This window comes from Aurantimonas litoralis, from assembly GCF_026153195.1.
Lineage (GTDB): Bacteria > Pseudomonadota > Alphaproteobacteria > Rhizobiales > Rhizobiaceae > Aurantimonas > Aurantimonas coralicida.
This window is the reverse complement of sequence record NZ_JAPFBM010000003.1, coordinates 1-15,532: the sequence shown is the minus strand read 5'-3', so window position 1 is coordinate 15,532 and position 15,532 is coordinate 1. Positions and strand designations below refer to the sequence as shown.

Genomic DNA, 15,532 nt, shown 5'->3' with positions numbered 1-15,532 from the left:
CGGCGCGACCGTCATCGCGCCGGCCAGTCCTTCACGACGTCACCCGGTAGACTTATCGCCCTTGGACTGCTCCTTATCCTTGGCGTCGACCGGGACATCGGGCGTCGGAGCGTCCGCCTTGTTTTCGGCAACTGCGCTGGACTCGCCGATCCCGGCTTGGGCCGGATCGTCCGGGCTGTCGTCACCGGTGTCCTTTACGATCTTTTCGAACACGACCTTCTGTTCGTCCGCTGACCAGGCGACGCGGACCTTGTCGCCATCCTCGATCCGCCCCGAGAGCAGTTCGCGAGCCAACTCGGTCTCCAGCTCCGACCGGATCAGCCGGCGTAGCTCGCGGGCACCGAATTCGGGGCGGAAGCCGACCGCGCCGAAGTGATCCACGACGCTCACATCGAGTTCGAGTTCGACGCCCTGGGTAAGGGCGGTCCGCTTCACCCGGTTGAGCTGCAACTCGACGATCTGGCGGATCTCCGACTGATTCAGCGAATGAAAGACGATGATCTCGTCGATCCGGTTGATGAACTCTGGCCGGAAATGACCGCGCAACACCTCCATCAGTTCGGATTTCTGCTTGGCCTCGTCGAACTCCCTGCTGCCGCGCTTCTTGAGGTTGCGCTGGATGATGTCCGAACCGAGGTTCGAGGTGGCGATGATGATGGTGTTAGTGAAGTCCACCACGCGGCCCTTGCCATCTGTCAGGCGGCCATCGTCGAACACCTGCAACAGGATGTTGTAGACATCGGGATGCGCCTTTTCGATCTCGTCGAGGAGCACGACCGAGTAGGGCCGACGGCGCACCTTCTCCGTCAGCTGCCCGCCTTCGTCGTATCCGACGTAGCCCGGAGGTGCGCCAACCAACCGGGCAACCGAGTGGCGCTCGCCATACTCCGACATGTCGATACGGATCAGCGCATCCTGGTCGCCGAAGATCACCTCTGCGAGCGTCTTGGCCAATTCCGTCTTGCCAACCCCGGTTGGCCCGAGAAACAGGAAGGTCGCAGTCGGACCGGAACCTTCGCGCAGACCCGCACGCGCCAGGCGCACCGCATCGGCCACGGCGCGGATCGCTTCTTCCTGGCCAATGACGCGCTCGTGCAGCTTCTCCTCGAGCTTGAGGAGCTTGTCCTTCTCCTCGGTGGTGAGCTCCGTGACTGGAACGCCGGTGATCTTGGAGACGATCTGCGCGACGTGATCGGCGCGCACCTCGGCGGTCGCCGAAGCCTGGTCGCGCTTCCAGATTTCCAGAAGCTCGTCCAGCTCCTTCTGCTTCTGCTCCAGCTCCTTCTTCAGTTCCGCTGCCCGGTCGAATTGCTTGCGGGCTGCGGCATAGTCCTGCTCGCGCTTGATCTGCGCGACCTCGGCTTCCAGCTCCTGGACTTCCACGGGGCGCGCCGTGGCGCTGATCTTCACCCGCGCGGCTGCCTGATCGATCAGGTCGATCGCCTTGTCGGGCATGAAGCGACCGGTGATATAGCGATCCGAAAGCTCCGCGGCGGCGATGATGGCCTCGTCGGTGATCGTCACCTTGTGGTGCGCCTCCAGCGTGTCGCGCAGGCCGCGCAGGATCATGATGACCTGAGCTATCGTGGGTTCCTCGACATAGACCGGCTGGAACCGTCGCTCGAGCGCCGCGTCCTTCTCGATGTATTTCTGGTACTCGTTGAGCGTCGTCGCACCGATCAGGTTCAGCTCGCCCCGCGCCAGCGCCGGCTTGAAGGTGTTGGCGATGTCGAGACCACCTTCGCCACCGCCCTGGCCGGCGCCGACGATGGTGTGGATCTCGTCGATGAACAGGATCAGGCTGTCCTTCTCCTCGGTGATCTCCTTGAGGATCTTCTGGACTCGCTCCTCGAACTCGCCGCGATACTTCGACCCGGCCACCATCGAGTTGATGTTGAGCTCGACCAGCCGCTTGTCGCGCAGCGCCTCGGGCACTTCGCCCGCGACGATCCGTTGGGCAAGTCCCTCGACGATGGCGGTCTTGCCCACGCCGGGCTCGCCGATCAGCACCGGGTTGTTCTTTTTCCGGCGGGCCAGCACTTCGATCGTCGTCTCGATCTCGCGGGCGCGGCCGATGACGGGATCGAGCTTGCCCTCGCGGGCGAGCTTCGTCAGGTCACGGCTGAACTGGTCGAGATCGGGGGTGTTCGACGGAGTCTCGACGCGGCCTTCCTCGGCACCCTTGCCGACCACCTTCGTCACCTGCTGACGCAGCGCCTGCGGCGTCAACCCCAGCTTGCGCAGCATCGCCGCCGCGAGGCCTTCGCCCTCTTCGGCAAGGCCGATCAGCAGGTGCTCGGGACCGACATAGGAATGGCCGAGTTCGTTCGAGGCGATGAAGGCCCGGTTCAGCGCGTCCTTCAGGCGAGGACTGACGCCGATTTCGCCTTCCGTCTTGGCGTCTCCACGCTTCGCTTCCTTCTCGATCTGGCGCCGCAGATCGTCCACATCGACCTTGAACTGTTCCAGGATCGTCTTGACGACGTCAGACGAGGTCAATGCCAGAAGCAGATGTTCGGTGTCGACCTCGCTGCGCCCGAATTCCCCGGCCTTCTGTGCTGCATCCTGCAGCAGCTTGTTGCCCTGTTCGCTCAGCCGGTCGGCGATGGTGCGTCCGCCGCCGCGCCGCGATCCACGCCGCGGCGCGCCCTCGCCGAAAGTGGCGTCGACGACAGCGTCATCGCCGTCACCCATGGAGCCGAGCGTGCCGCCTCGCAGCGGACTGTCACCAAAGAGGCTGCCGAAACCGCTCTCGCCGAAGAATTCGTCAAGAAGGGAACGCCGTCCGAACAGGGACTCCAGCGGCGAGGCGCTGCGCCCCGACCGGCGCGCCATTTCGCTGTAATGCTGGTCGCAAAGCTCCATGTTCTGAACCCTGCCGTTCACCGAGGCGCGCACGCGCGCCGTCGCCGGGCGACCGCAAATATCGCAAGCTCCGTTTGCCATTCGTCTTCTCCGTTTCTTTATCCAGTCAGGGTTGTTCGCCGATCATCTGCGCCAGTGACAGTGTCACGCAGCGACCGCTTCCGTTCGTTTCAGCTTGGACCCAATTACCACCAGATCGGGCTCGTCCAGTGTCTCTCGTTGCAGGAGATCCTGCGCCGATTGCTCGAGAAGATCCAGATTGGATTCAAGAAGGGTGAGGGTGCGCTTGAACACGCCATCCACGATGTCGCGCACCTTTATGTCCATTCGCTCGGCCGTGGCCTCGCTGTAGCGGCGGTTGAGCCAGGACGCCTGGTCGCCGGTGCCGAGAAAGCCGGGCCGATCGGTGTCGTAGCTGACTTGCCCGAGGTCTTCGTCCATCCCGTACCGCGCGACCATGGCGCGGGCGATGTCGGTCGCCTTGACCAGATCGTCCGCCGCCCCGGTCGAGACATGATCGTAGATGATCTTCTCTGCCGCGCGCCCGCCCAGCAGGACTGCGATCTTGTTCTCGAGTTCCTCCCGCGTCATCAGGAAGCGGTCCTCGGTCGGGCGCTGGATGGTGTAGCCGAGCGCGCCAATCCCGCGCGGTATGATCGAGACCTTGTGCACCGGGTCCACCCCCGGCAGAGCCATCGCCACCAGCGCGTGCCCCATCTCGTGGTGCGCCACGATCTCGCGTTCGCGCGGATTGAGCACGCGGTTCTTCTTTTCCAACCCCGCGATGATGCGCTCGACGGCATTGTTGAAGTCGTCCATCGTCACCGCATCAGCCTTGCGGCGCGTGGCGAGCAATGCTGCCTCGTTGACGAGATTGGCGAGGTCCGCGCCGGAAAAGCCGGGAGTAAGCGCTGCGACCTTCTCGGCATCGACGTCTGGGGCGAGCTTCACCTTTTTCATGTGCACGCCGAGAATCTGCACGCGTCCCTTCTTGTCGGGCCGATCCACCAACACCTGCCGGTCGAAGCGTCCCGCACGCAGCAGCGCGGGGTCGAGGATCTCGGGCCGGTTGGTGGCGGCCAGGAGCACGATGCCCACCGAAGGGTCGAATCCGTCGAGCTCGGTCAGAAGCTGGTTCAGCGTCTGCTCACGCTCATCATGGCCACCGGCGATCTGGCCGGAGGAGCGCGCCCTCCCAAGAGCGTCGAGTTCGTCGATGAAGATGATCGCCGGGGCGGATTTCCGGGCCTGCTCGAACAGGTCGCGCACCCGTGCGGCACCGACGCCCACGAACATCTCGACGAACTCGGAGCCCGAGATCGAAAAGAAGGTCACGCCGGCCTCGCCTGCCACCGCGCGCGCCAGAAGCGTCTTGCCGGTTCCCGGCGGCCCGACGAGCAATATGCCTTTGGGGATATGTGCGCCCAGCTTTCCGTATTCGGCGGGGTTCCTGAGGAACTCTACGACCTCCTCGAGCTCGGCCTTGGCCTCGTCCACACCGGCCACGTCGGCGAAGCTGACGCCGGTTTCTTTTTCCATGTAAACCTTGGCCTTGCTGCGGCCGACCTGCATGAACCCGCCGAAACCCTGTTTGTCGGCGAACTTACGGAACAGCAGCATCCAGATTCCGAAGAAGACAAGCGCTGGCGCCACCCAGGAAATCAGCGTGCCGAGAAAGGTGTTCTGAGGAACGCCCGTGATCTCGACGCCGGAGCGGTCGATCCGCTGCAGGATCGCGGGATCCACGACCGTGGTGACGAACTGGCTCTTGCCGTCGACGGGGTCGGTGAAGGTGCCGGTGATGGTGTCCGCGCCGACCGCGACGGACGCGATCCTGCCATCCTCGAGATAGCTCTCGAACTGGCTGTAGCTGATCGGTGCGACGGATTGCCAGCCGGCGATCAGGTTCTGGATGAAAAGCACGGCTATGAAAGCCACCACCCAGTACCAGATGTTATATTCGGTCTTCCTTTCCATGCCGCTTGTCCCTTTCACTGGCGCCCGAGCCGCGCCCTGATCCGCTCGAGCAGCGCCAGCAGGATGCGCCTTTCGTCTGCCGACAGATCCTGCAGGATTTCATGTTCGAGCGCCGATTGCCGCGGCGCGAGTTCCTCCAGCATCGCCCGGGCCTTCGACGTTGCGGTGACGATCTGCGACCGCCTGTCGTCGAGCGAGGGCGACCGCTCGACCCAGCCGCCCCGGACCATGCGATCGACGAGCTGGCCCGCAGTGGCCCGGCCCACCTCCAGCCGCCCGGCCAGATCGCCGATGGTCAGCCCGGGCGAATCCTCGACATGTGCCGCCCCCATCCAGGACAGGCGGGTCAGGCCGCTGTCGCCAATCTCGTTGTCGATCCGCTGCTGGATGAGCTGCGCGACCCGGTGGATCGTCGTCCCGATCAGGGCGAGATCAGAAGTGATCAAGGGTATCTTTCCTCCGTCTGCATGAGAAACAGGATAGACTGCGGTCCACCAAAGTGCAATGCAAGCATCATATATGCTTGCATAATAAATGGAACCGCCTATCTTGATGGGTGGTCTCCGAACCGACATCCAGCCGGCACCGTTGCCCGGTCGGACCATGCCGCCGGTTCGGGGGCATCGATCAGCAACAGGAGGCCAGCAATGCTCTATCCGACATATCTGCGCCGCAGCGATCCCTTCGCGCTGATGCGCTCCATGATGCGCGATCTCGACCGCAGTTTTTGGCCGTCGCCGTCTCGCGCGGTATTCCCAGCAGTGAATGTCTGGCAGGGTGCGGAAGCCGTCGCCGTTACTACCGAAGTCCCTGGCATTGAGCCGGGCGACATTGAAATTTCGGTTAAGGACAACGTCCTGACGCTGTCGGGCGAACGCAAGGCGCCCGAGGTTCCCGAAGGTGCGCGCTGGCACCGCAACGAACGCGGTTATGGCAAGTTTTCCCGCGCTATCCGCCTGCCATTCGCGGCCTCGGATGACAAGGTCGAGGCGAGGATGACGAACGGCGTATTGCGGATCGTCATCTCCCGGCCCGAGGCAGAAAAGCCAAAGAAAATCGAGATCAAGGCAGCCTGAGAGGAGCTGGAACGATGAGCACCGACATCACGCAAGCCATCGAAAAGACGCCGACCGACGCGCCCGAGACCGCCGGAGGCGGCCGCATCTACCGCCCGCTGACCGATATCGTCGAGACCGATCAGGGTGTCTCCATGATGCTCGAAATGCCTGGGGTCGCCGCCGATGCGGTCGAAATCACACTCGAAAACCGCGTGCTGACGATCCGCGGCAAGGTTGAGCCGATGCGGCCAGAAAACCTGGAACTTGCCTATGCCGAATATGGCGAGGGTGATTTCGAGAGGGCCTTCACGCTTTCCGAGGATTTCGACCCCGACAGGATCGAGGCCGAGATGCGCGGAGGCGTCCTCACCCTGACGCTCCCCCGAGCCCCTGAAGCGCAGCCAAAAAGGATCGCCGTCAAGGGCGCCTGAAAACCGAAGGAGACACCATCATGCAGATCAAGGACCTGATCCCCTGGGCGCGCAAGGACGGCGCGCCAGACGCCAAGAGCAGCGAAGACAACCCGATGGCGACGCTTCAGCGCGAAATGAACCATGTGTTCGAGAACTTCTGGAACCGTGTCGGTCATTTCGAATGGCCCTTTGGCAGCGGCGAAGCCAAATCCGACGTGGTCGAGACCGACAAGGCGATCGAAGTATCGATCGAGCTGCCGGGCATGGAGATGAAGGACATCGAGGTGACGGTCAACGATGACATGTTGACTGTGAAGGGGGAGAAGAAGATCGAGCGCCAGGAGGAGAAAAAGGGGTATTACCTGTCCGAGCGCAGCTACGGCGCGATCTACCGGACAATTCCGCTCCCTCCCGGTGTGGATGGCGAAAAGGCGCAAGCCTCCTTCAAGAACGGGGTTCTGACGATCAAGCTGCCCCAGACTCCCGAGGCGCAAGCCAAGGTCAGGAAAATCGCGGTCAAGGAGGCCTGAGCCGGGCATTGATCGTGCCGACTCTGCGGCAAAACCGCCGTAGAACCAATCACAGCCGAAAGGAACAGACTGATGAAACTCAGGAATCTTTACGCGGGAACAGCTTTGGCCCTGCTGATTGTCAGCGCCGGCCCTTCCTGGTCTCAGGATACGGCTCAGGCGGAAGCTGAAGCGCAGGCGGTCAACCGGGAGCAGGTCGAAGAGAGCGTGACCGCCGAAACCGATTCACAGATCGCCGATAAACGCACCGCCCTGATCCAGGAGGCGGTCGACGCGCTCGATGAAACGAACGCTGCGATCGCCGCGATCGAGAAGGGCGATACAGATGCGGCGATTGCTGCGCTCGCGTTGGCCACGGGGAAGCTCGAGACCGTCGTCGCGCGTGAACCGGATCTCGCTTTGGCGCCCGTACGGATCGATCATTTCACCTATGACGTTCTGGGCAGCGTCGAAGCCGTCCGAAAACTCGGCAAACAGATCGAGGACTTGGTCGACGATGGGAAGTTCCAGGAAGCGAGACCGCTGCTGAGCGGGTTCGCGTCCGAGGTTGTCATCCGGACAACCAGCCTTCCGCTTGCGACCTATCCCGACGCGATCCTTGCAGCGACGGCACTGCTTGATGACGGAAAGACCGACGAAGCGATGACGGTACTCAACGCCGCACTGAGCACCCAGGTGGTGACCGACACAGTGGTCGCCCTGCCTCCGCTCAGAGCCGTAGCGATGATCGAGAAGGCCAAAGCTCTGCTCAATGACGACGGTGAGGCGGCAAACGACAAGGCCGCTACTGAAGATAAAGCCGCTACTGAAGATGCCGATCTGACGGCCGCCGACTATGTTGAGGCGGCACGCCAGGAACTCAAAATCGCCGAAGCGCTCGGCTACGGCCGCGAAAGCGATTTCGAGGATCTGTATGAGGCGCTGGATGAGTTGGACCGTCAGATTGAGGCGCAGGAGGATACCGGAGGGATCTTCGAAACGATTGCGACCCGGTTCAAGGAACTTCGAACGCGCATCTTCAACTAAAAGAGAACCTCTAATGGAGCCCCGCCGCAAACGAGACCAGCGGCGGGGCTCTTTCGCAGGAAGACTGAGGAACGATCGATAGTCTGGGCCCAGAGTCCCGGTTCTCGACACATAACAATTGGTTCCTGGCTCCATCGCAGGTAAAGAATTCCCGAATGATCCCGGTCTGCGGCGAAGCCAGGGAGAGCTTGTCTATTCGGGGGGAACTTCGAGGGGTACTGATGAAAGACCTGAAACCATCCCGGCTAACCCGTGAACAATGGTCGGCGATGACGCTCTACGAGAAGTTCGAACAGGTCGTCATTTTCGTCCTCAGCGCCATCATTGCGGTTATCGTCGTGGCGTCGGTTTGGGCGCTGATGCGCGAGGTCGTGAACCGGTTGGTCTTGGGAGCGTTCAACACGCTCGATTACGCCACCTTCCAGGTGGTGTTCGGAATGATCTTCACCGTTGTAATTGCGCTCGAGTTCAAGCGCTCCCTTCTTGTGGCGACAGAACGCAGCTTCGGCATTCTCCAGGTCCGCACGATCGTGCTGATCGCGCTCCTCGCGATCGCGCGCAAATTTATCATCCTCGATCTTGGCGAGACGGAGCCAGCCAAGATTGCCGCCCTCGCGGGCGCGGCTCTTGCGCTCGGAGCAGTCCACTGGCTGGTGCGCGATCAGGACCGGCGCGAAGAGCCCGGTGCTAAAAATGCCGAAGGCGATCAATGAGCCGAAGCGTTTTCGTTCGACTTGTTTCATCAACCTCTGCCGCACTCATCATCATAAGGGCACCTCGATTTTTGACCTTTTCCGGTCGCGGGTCGCGGGCTCGGCGGCTTGAAATGGGCGTGATGCCACCCGTCAGTGCCCTTGTGCGCTACGAGGTCTTTGATGCTTTGCCTGTCGCGCGCGGCGTTTCGTGCCGCACGACTTGATTTCCGCGCCCCTGGGTTAGGGTCAGGACCCATTGATTTCAGCCGCGCGGCATGATTCAGGCTCCGCAAGGAGACTGGATCATGAGCAACCTTTTCTGGCTGACGGATGCGCAGATGGCCCGCCTTCAGCCGTTTTTCCCGAAGAGCCACGGCAAGCCGCGCGTCGATGACCGGCGTGTTCTCAGCGGCATTATCTTCATCAATCGCAATGGCTTGCGGTGGTGCGATGCGCCCAAGGAGTATGGTCCACCGAAGACCCTCTATAATCGTTGGAAGCGCTGGGGCGAGAAAGGCGTCTTCGCCCGGATGATGGAAGGCCCGGCCTCCGAGGCGGCCGTTCCGAAGACGGTGATGATAGACGCGACCTATCTGAAGGCGCATCGCACGGCCTCCAGCCTGCGGGCGAAAAAAGGGGGCCCGGCGACCAGAGGGGCCGCCTGATCGGCCGCACCAAAGGCGGCATGAACACCAAACTGCACGCCGTCACCGACGCTGATGGGCGGCCGATCCGGTTCTTCATGACTGCAGGTCAGGTGAGCGACTACAGCGGTGCTGCGGCCCTGTTGGGCAGCTTGCCGGCGGCAGAATGGCTGCTGGGCGACCGTGGCTATGATGCCGATTGGTTCAGAGATGCGTTGAAAGACAAGGGGATTAAGCCCTGCATACCGGGACGGAAGTCCCGTGGAAAACCCGTCAAGTATGACAAGCGCCGCTACAAACGCCGCAACCGGATCGAGATCATGTTCGGGCGGCTGAAGGACTGGCGACGGGTCGCAACCCGTTACGACAGATGCCCGAAGGTCTTCCTCTCAGCCATCGCCCTCGCCGCAACCGTCATGTTCTGGCTATGAATCGAGAACGAGTCCTGACCCTAGCGGTCATGGTTCTTGCAGCTGGCATCCTGCAACGCGTGGTTCTGGAGGCGGAAGCGGATTTCCTTCGAGATCCTCGCCTTGCCGGTCACCGTCTTGAATGTCCGGCGTAGGTCCTTGCCTCAAATTTAGCAAGGAAGACATCCACGAAACATTGGACCATTCACCTTCCAGCCTCACGGAGCGACGCAGCAATATCGCTGATCGAGCGAAACAGGACCAGTCCATCATCTCTGGCAGGCTCAAATCCTCGACGCTGCCAGAATCCGGCAGCCTCCCCGTCGACGGCGTTGACCATCAATGCCCGCCCACCGATCAGCGATGCGGCCTGAACGCAGCGTTGGAGGGCGTGCTTCACAAGGCCAGTCCCGATGCCCAACCCTGCCGAGCCGATATCGGTCGCGAGCTGGCCAAGCAGCATGCAGGGAATTGGATTAGGGGGCTGCCCCGTCCGGATGGAGCGCGGTAGCACCGATGGCACAACGGCTGTTGGTGCAAGGCCGTAATATCCCACCACACGCCCTGCCTCATGCACGACGAGAACGGCGGTAAAGCCCTTCTGCTGATTGGAGCGCGCGCGGGTTTTCAGCCAGCGGTCGAGCGTCGGCTTGCCACAGGTAAACTCAGAAACATCGTGGGCGGCGGAAAGCGGCTCGGGTCCTGAAAGCAGCAAGGGATTACCGCTTCGCCGCGTAGCCGGGCTCCCACGGCGCAGGCCGCTTCAGCACTTCAACCATCTCCGGAACAGGAGCGGCCGGGCGCGACAGCACATCCATGAACTGAGCAAAGCCTTCCGGGCTCATCCGGATCAGGCCCTGCTCCATGACGACCTCCTCGGCCGCGCGCACAGCGGCATCTCGCACGAAATCGGTGCGCGAACGGCCGCGCAGGCTGGCGGCACGATCGATCATGGCAACATCGGCCTCGGGCAGACGCATTGAGATCGGATATTCCTTGCGTTCGGCAGTGTTGGCCATGGCGATTCTCCTTGGTCGGAAGATGGCATCTTGTATCTCTAAATACAATACGATAAAGTCGCATCCACAAGCAACAGCTTCCGATGGGGTAGTATCGAGGCGAAAGATGACGGCGACAGCGATCGATTCCGACAGGTCATTTCACTATGCCACGGCACGCCAGACCACGCCGCCGCACGCCATGACACGCGTCGGCATACTGATCGCCGCCAAATGTTCGCCCGTAAATTCCATTGCTTATACCGGGCACGGGACGAATGCTGTCAGTTATGACCTTGCGAGCCTCACAAAACACAGCAAAGATGACAGGAGGAGAGCGCGAAGCGCTGCTCGAATCTTTGCTGCTGGACGCGCCGGAGTTGACGTTTACGCCGCGCGGCAGTCCCGACCCTCGCCTTCTGCGTCTGGTCGGCATCCTGGCAAAGCAGGCGGCACGGGAATGCTTTGCCGAGGAAGTGAAGTTATCCAGGCAAAGGAGGAAGCGCACCTCCTGATGCGGATGGGAGCAATGTTTTGAAAGTCGCGATCTACGCCCGTTATTCTTCTGACAATCAACGCGACGCTTCCATCGCCGACCAACTTCGCATGTGCCGCCTCCATGCCGAAAAGCAAGGTTGGCACGTCATCGAAGAATATACCGACCACGCAATCTCCGGCGCTTCGCTGATCCGTCCGGGCATCCAGGCTCTGATGACCGACGCCATGGCTGGTCGCTTCGACGTGATCCTCTCAGAGGCTATGGATCGCCTCTCGCGTGATCAGGAAGACATCGCCGGAATCTTCAAACGCGTGTCCTATGCGGATGTGAAGATATTCACCCTGTCGGAGGGCGAGGTCAGCCATCTGCATGTCGGCCTCAAGGGCACAATGAATGCCCTCTTCCTCAAGGATCTTGCCGACAAGACCCGCCGCGGCCAGCGCGGCCGTGTCGAGGCTGGCAAATCGGGTGGCGGCAATTCCTATGGCTACGATGTGGTCAAGAAGCTGGATGCCAATGGCGAACCCATTCGCGGCGACCGCACCATCAACGAAGACCAGGCCGCCGTCGTTCGCCGCATTTTCCGCGACTACGCGGCCGGCAAGTCGGCCAAGACCATAGCCTTTGCACTGAACAAGGACGGCATTCCGGCTCCTTCGGGCGGCGACTGGGGTTTCAGCACGATCAACGGCAACCCGAAGCGTGGCAACGGCATCCTCAATAATGAGATGTATGTCGGCAAGATCGTCTGGAACCGGCAGCGCTTCGTAAAGGACCCGAACACCGGAAAGCGGCAGGCGCGCCCCAACCCCGAATCGGAATGGGTCATCCAGGAGACACCAGAGCTTCGGATCCTCGACGATGATCTCTGGAATGCTGTGAAGGCAAGGCAGGAGAAGAACAAGCTCACCCGCGACGACAACGGCTGCACGGATGTCCGCACTGTCAATCATCGGCGGCGCCCAAAATACCTCTTCTCGGGCCTCACCAAATGTTCATGCTGTGGTGGCGGGTACTCCGCGATCTCGGCAACGCTGATCGGATGCTCTACAGCTCGCAATAAGGGCACCTGTAACAACCGCGTCAATATCCGTCGCGACGAGTTGGAATCGCGCGTGCTGAATGCGCTGCGCACCCGACTCGTTGACCCTGAGCTGTTTGCCCATTTCTGCGAGGTGTTCACGCAAGAGATGAACCGCCTACGAATGGAAGGCCGCGCCGGTATTGCCTCGGCGGAAGCCGAGATCGCGAAGATTGATCGGGAACTCGAAACCCTGCTCAACCTGATCCTTAAAGGCGGCGCTGCCGACGCTCTCAATGCGAAGATGGTGAGCTTGGAAAAGCGGAAGAAGGAACTGGAACTGTTCCTGGCCGAAGCTGACGAGCCGCCGGCCCTGTTGCACCCGAGCATGGCGCTGCAATACCGCAAGCGCATCCAGCAGCTCTACGACTCGCTTCAGGATGAAGAAGAGGGCAAGCGGGTAGAGGCAGCCGACACCATTCGCTCGTTGGTAGATCAGATCGTGCTGACGCCTGTTGAGGGCAAGGTGGAGATCGACGTTCAAGGCGATCTTGCTGGAATCCTTACGATTTCCGCGCAAACGAAAAACCCCGCCTCGGGGGCGGGGTCTTCGCAAGTAAAGATGGTTGCGGGGGCTGGATCTAATCTTCACTTGTTGCCCGAGCAAGTAAAGATGGTTGCGGGGACAGGATTTGAACCTGTGACCTTCAGGTTATGAGCCTGACGAGCTACCGGGCTGCTCCACCCCGCGCCATCGCCGTGCGGCGCGTTCCGCGTCGCCGGTGACCTCCATATATGCGACAGGCGGATGAATGTGAAGAGGAAATCTCGTGGAATTTCGAGAAAACGAAATCCTCTCCGGCTCACGCGACGCTCGCGGGCCGATCCCTCCTGTCAGGCCCGAAAGGCTAGCAGAGGTGGCGTCGCTTGAGAAGCGTCGCCACCTGCCCTCGGGGCCAAAGCCACGGCGGCCGCTGCCGCCGCTGGTTCAGTTGCCGGCGCTTCAGTTGCGCAATTCGCGCCGCAGCACCTTGCCGACGCCGCTCTTGGGCAGCTCGTCGCGGAACTCCACCTCGCGCGGCCGCTTGTAGCCAGTCAGGTTGTCCCGGCAGAACGCCTTCACCTTGTCTGCCGTCAGCTCCGGATCGCTCGCCACGACGAACAGCTTCACCGCCTCGCCGGAATTCTCGTCCGGGATCGCGATCGCCGCCGCTTCCACGACGCCGGGCATCCGCGTGACGATCTCCTCGATCTCGTTGGGATAGACGTTGAAGCCGGAGACGTTGATCATGTCCTTCTTGCGGTCGACGATCCTGAAGCGCCCGGTCTCGTCCATCACGCCGATATCGCCGGTGCGGAAGAAGCCGTCGGCGGTCATCACCCGGGCGGTCTCGTCGGGGCGGTTCCAGTAGCCGACCATGACCTGCGGACCGCGAATGGCGATCTCGCCGCGTTCGCCCATCGGGACCTCGCCGCCCTCCTCGTCGAGGATCTTCAGCTCGGTCGAGGGGATCGGCACGCCGATCGTGCCGCTGTATTCGGTGGAATCAGTCGGATTGCAGCAGGCCGACGGCGCGGTTTCCGACAGGCCGTAGCCCTCGCAGATCGAACAGCCGGTCTGCTTGCGCCACAGCTCCGCCGTTGCCGCCTGGACGGCCATGCCGCCGCCCACCGACAGGCGCAGATGCGACCAGTCGACACTCTTGGCGTCGGGATGTCGTGCCAGCGCGCCGAACAGCGTGTTGACCGCCGGGAAGGAGTGGAAGCGATACTTCTTCAGCTCCTTCAGCGTCGCGGGAATGTCGCGTGGATTGGGAATCAGGATGTTGCAGCCGCCGGTGCGCATCGACAGCATCATGTTCACGGTGAAACCGAAGATATGGTAGAGCGGCAGCGCGCAGACCGTCGTGATCTGCTCGTTCGCCGGCATGTTCTTCAGCGCCGGCGCGTGCCAGGCTTCCGACTGCAGGACATTGGCAATGATGTTGCCATGGGTCAGCGTCGCGCCCTTGGAAACGCCCGTCGTGCCGCCGGTATATTGCAGCACTGCCGGCTCGTCGCGCTCCGAGGCGACCGCGGTAAAGCTTGCCGCCCGCCCCCGCGCCATGGCGTCGCGAAAGGCGATCGCCCCGTCCAGCTTGTAGGCCGGCACCATCTTGCGCACCTTGCGCACGACGAAATTGACCAGGTGCCGCTTCAATGTCGGCAGCATGTCGCCCATCGACGTCACGATGACATGCTCGACCGGTGTTTCGGCCCGGCAGGCCTCGAGGGTCGAGGCCATGTTCTCCAGGATGACGATCGCCTTGGCGCCGGAATCGCGCAGCTGGTGCGACAGTTCCCGGGGCGTGTAGAGCGGGTTGGTGTTGACCACGATCAGCCCGGCCCGCAACACGCCGGCGACCGCCACCGGATACTGGAACAGGTTCGGCATCATCAGCGCGACGCGGTCGCCCTTCTGCAGCCCCAGCGACTGCAGGAAGGCGGCGAAATGGCGTGACTCCTCGTCCAGCTCCTTGAACCGCATCGTGGCGCCCATGAAGTGGAACGCCGGCTGGTCCTTGTGCTGGATGAACGCTTCGCTCAGCAGTTCGCCGAGGGAATGATAGGGGAAATCCGGCAGCTCGGCCGGAACGCCGTCCGGATAGATCTGCAACCAGGGTTTCTGCATTCTCGACACCTCCCGTTGTCCGCCCATACCGATAGCGCAGACTGGGGAGAAACGGAACGCTCTACCGTTTACGTCAACGGAAATTCTGCGGCTTTTCTCGGAAGGCAGGAATGCGCGATGATCGGCTGCCATCCGTGCGAGACAGCGCCGCGCCGATGGCGACCCGGCCGGCAAGGCGGGCCGGATCGCTTTGGAATGTCGGGACTGACCCGACTAGAGGTTCCGGCCGATGGCGCCGCCGGCGACCGCACCGCCGACGCCGCCGATGACCGCACCGCCGGTACCGCCGACCGCATTGCCGATGACGGCGCCGCCGACACCGCCGACGGCCGCGCCGCCGATGGTCTTCTGCGTCCGGCTGCAGCCGGCGGCCGCAAGCATCACGGCCATGACGACGGTGACGGTGTAGAGCTTGGTGTTCATGCCGCAATTCTCCCTGCGAAGGCCCGCCATTCGTCGCGAATGCGGTGTCCTCAAAGAACTAAGCCGACGGAATGATGCGGCAAGAACGCGGCACGGGTTTTGGAGTGTCGCCGGATCACGGTCCCGTCAGGGTCGCAGCAGCCACTCTCGAAGCCCCGAACGCAAAAAGCCCCTCGGCTGTGGAGCGCGAGGGGCTTTGGTGCTTGGTGTGAAGAAGATTTTATCGACAACTTGCGATTTGCAGACCTGGCGGCGACCGACTTTCCCGCGTCTTGAGACGAAGTATCATGGGCGCTGGGGCG

15 protein-coding genes and 1 tRNA gene are annotated in these 15,532 nt (G+C 62.1%); 8 read left to right on the top strand and 8 right to left on the bottom strand.

What is annotated here, in order from left to right; all coding sequences use genetic code 11:
* Window positions 1-39: 39 nt before the first annotated feature.
* From N7I30_RS07525 to N7I30_RS07515, 3 genes are all read right to left on the bottom strand, one after another.
* Window positions 40-2,946 carry an ATP-dependent Clp protease ATP-binding subunit gene (locus N7I30_RS07525; RefSeq protein ID WP_498637867.1) on the bottom strand — a complete coding sequence of 969 codons (2,907 nt, stop codon included), beginning with the start codon at window positions 2,944-2,946 and terminating at the stop codon, window positions 40-42.
* Window positions 2,947-3,009: 63 nt separating this feature from the next.
* On the bottom strand, window positions 3,010-4,842 hold the full coding sequence (gene ftsH / locus N7I30_RS07520) for an ATP-dependent zinc metalloprotease FtsH (RefSeq protein WP_498637865.1): 1,833 nt from the start codon (window positions 4,840-4,842) through the stop codon (window positions 3,010-3,012).
* Between the two features lie 14 nt (window positions 4,843-4,856).
* Complete coding sequence (locus tag N7I30_RS07515) at window positions 4,857-5,288, bottom strand: MarR family winged helix-turn-helix transcriptional regulator (RefSeq protein ID WP_024845974.1); 432 nt, start codon at window positions 5,286-5,288, stop codon at window positions 4,857-4,859.
* Between the two features lie 201 nt (window positions 5,289-5,489).
* On the opposite strand from N7I30_RS07515, the gene N7I30_RS07510 reads away from it, so the two are divergent.
* The 6 genes from N7I30_RS07510 to N7I30_RS07485 all read left to right on the top strand — a co-directional run bounded on the left by N7I30_RS07510 (window position 5,490) and on the right by N7I30_RS07485 (window position 9,639).
* The gene (locus tag N7I30_RS07510) at window positions 5,490-5,918 is read left to right on the top strand and encodes an Hsp20/alpha crystallin family protein (protein WP_498637863.1); all 429 of its coding nucleotides are present in this window, start codon (window positions 5,490-5,492) and stop codon (window positions 5,916-5,918) included.
* 14 nt (window positions 5,919-5,932) lie between these two features.
* Entirely contained in the window at window positions 5,933-6,331 is a 399-nt protein-coding gene (locus N7I30_RS07505) for an Hsp20/alpha crystallin family protein (protein WP_028720459.1), read from the top strand.
* A gap of 20 nt (window positions 6,332-6,351) precedes the next feature.
* Entirely contained in the window at window positions 6,352-6,843 is a 492-nt protein-coding gene (locus tag N7I30_RS07500) for an Hsp20/alpha crystallin family protein (RefSeq protein ID WP_498637859.1), read from the top strand.
* A 72-nt stretch (window positions 6,844-6,915) separates the two neighbouring features.
* Window positions 6,916-7,869: a YfdX family protein gene (locus N7I30_RS07495; RefSeq protein ID WP_498637857.1), complete on the top strand. Its 954-nt coding sequence runs from the start codon at window positions 6,916-6,918 to the stop codon at window positions 7,867-7,869.
* Window positions 7,870-8,090: 221 nt separating this feature from the next.
* Entirely contained in the window at window positions 8,091-8,582 is a 492-nt protein-coding gene (locus tag N7I30_RS07490; RefSeq protein WP_377764424.1) for a phosphate-starvation-inducible PsiE family protein, read from the top strand.
* Between the two features lie 287 nt (window positions 8,583-8,869).
* A protein-coding gene (locus N7I30_RS07485) for an IS5-like element ISPak1 family transposase (protein WP_498637855.1) occupies window positions 8,870-9,639 on the top strand; the annotation gives its coding sequence in 2 pieces (ribosomal slippage) (window positions 8,870-9,206 and window positions 9,206-9,639; 771 coding nt in all).
* Window positions 9,640-9,823: 184 nt separating this feature from the next.
* On the opposite strand, the gene N7I30_RS07480 is transcribed toward N7I30_RS07485, so the two are convergent.
* Both N7I30_RS07480 and N7I30_RS07475 read right to left on the bottom strand, forming a co-directional pair.
* A complete protein-coding gene (locus tag N7I30_RS07480) occupies window positions 9,824-10,333 on the bottom strand; it encodes a GNAT family N-acetyltransferase (protein WP_498637853.1) in 510 nt (169 codons plus the stop codon).
* 4 nt (window positions 10,334-10,337) lie between these two features.
* On the bottom strand, window positions 10,338-10,637 hold the full coding sequence (locus N7I30_RS07475; protein WP_024707726.1) for a type II toxin-antitoxin system TacA family antitoxin: 300 nt from the start codon (window positions 10,635-10,637) through the stop codon (window positions 10,338-10,340).
* Window positions 10,638-10,894: 257 nt separating this feature from the next.
* Between N7I30_RS07475 and N7I30_RS07470 the strand changes: the two genes are divergently transcribed.
* Together N7I30_RS07470 and N7I30_RS07465 are read left to right on the top strand one after the other, a co-directional pair.
* Window positions 10,895-11,131: a hypothetical protein gene (locus N7I30_RS07470; protein ID WP_498637850.1), complete on the top strand. Its 237-nt coding sequence runs from the start codon at window positions 10,895-10,897 to the stop codon at window positions 11,129-11,131.
* A gap of 19 nt (window positions 11,132-11,150) precedes the next feature.
* Complete coding sequence (locus tag N7I30_RS07465; protein ID WP_498638463.1) at window positions 11,151-12,854, top strand: recombinase family protein; 1,704 nt, start codon at window positions 11,151-11,153, stop codon at window positions 12,852-12,854.
* Here the strand turns inward: N7I30_RS07465 and N7I30_RS07460 are convergent.
* The 3 genes from N7I30_RS07460 to N7I30_RS07450 form a co-directional block, all read right to left on the bottom strand.
* Window positions 12,811-12,887, bottom strand: a tRNA-Met gene (locus N7I30_RS07460). The genes N7I30_RS07465 and N7I30_RS07460 overlap by 44 nt on opposite strands.
* A 252-nt stretch (window positions 12,888-13,139) precedes the next feature.
* Complete coding sequence (locus tag N7I30_RS07455) at window positions 13,140-14,807, bottom strand: long-chain-fatty-acid--CoA ligase (RefSeq protein ID WP_024351956.1); 1,668 nt, start codon at window positions 14,805-14,807, stop codon at window positions 13,140-13,142.
* 213 nt (window positions 14,808-15,020) lie between these two features.
* On the bottom strand, window positions 15,021-15,230 hold the full coding sequence (locus tag N7I30_RS07450) for a YMGG-like glycine zipper-containing protein (RefSeq protein ID WP_024351957.1): 210 nt from the start codon (window positions 15,228-15,230) through the stop codon (window positions 15,021-15,023).
* Window positions 15,231-15,532: the final 302 nt, after the last annotated feature.

What these genes read in the sequence shown, in the direction of transcription:
- N7I30_RS07525 (WP_498637867.1), bottom strand. Translation starts at nt 2,946, where the DNA reads ATGGCAAACGGAGCTTGCGATATTTGCGGTCGCCCGGCGACGGCGCGC.
- ftsH (WP_498637865.1), bottom strand. Translation starts at nt 4,842, where the DNA reads ATGGAAAGGAAGACCGAATATAACATCTGGTACTGGGTGGTGGCTTTC.
- N7I30_RS07510 (WP_498637863.1), top strand. Translation starts at nt 5,490, where the DNA reads ATGCTCTATCCGACATATCTGCGCCGCAGCGATCCCTTCGCGCTGATG.
- N7I30_RS07505 (WP_028720459.1), top strand. Translation starts at nt 5,933, where the DNA reads ATGAGCACCGACATCACGCAAGCCATCGAAAAGACGCCGACCGACGCG.
- N7I30_RS07500 (WP_498637859.1), top strand. Translation starts at nt 6,352, where the DNA reads ATGCAGATCAAGGACCTGATCCCCTGGGCGCGCAAGGACGGCGCGCCA.
- N7I30_RS07495 (WP_498637857.1), top strand. Translation starts at nt 6,916, where the DNA reads ATGAAACTCAGGAATCTTTACGCGGGAACAGCTTTGGCCCTGCTGATT.
- N7I30_RS07490 (WP_377764424.1), top strand. Translation starts at nt 8,091, where the DNA reads ATGAAAGACCTGAAACCATCCCGGCTAACCCGTGAACAATGGTCGGCG.
- N7I30_RS07475 (WP_024707726.1), bottom strand. Translation starts at nt 10,637, where the DNA reads ATGGCCAACACTGCCGAACGCAAGGAATATCCGATCTCAATGCGTCTG.
- N7I30_RS07470 (WP_498637850.1), top strand. Translation starts at nt 10,895, where the DNA reads ATGCTGTCAGTTATGACCTTGCGAGCCTCACAAAACACAGCAAAGATG.
- N7I30_RS07455 (WP_024351956.1), bottom strand. Translation starts at nt 14,807, where the DNA reads ATGCAGAAACCCTGGTTGCAGATCTATCCGGACGGCGTTCCGGCCGAG.
- N7I30_RS07450 (WP_024351957.1), bottom strand. Translation starts at nt 15,230, where the DNA reads ATGAACACCAAGCTCTACACCGTCACCGTCGTCATGGCCGTGATGCTT.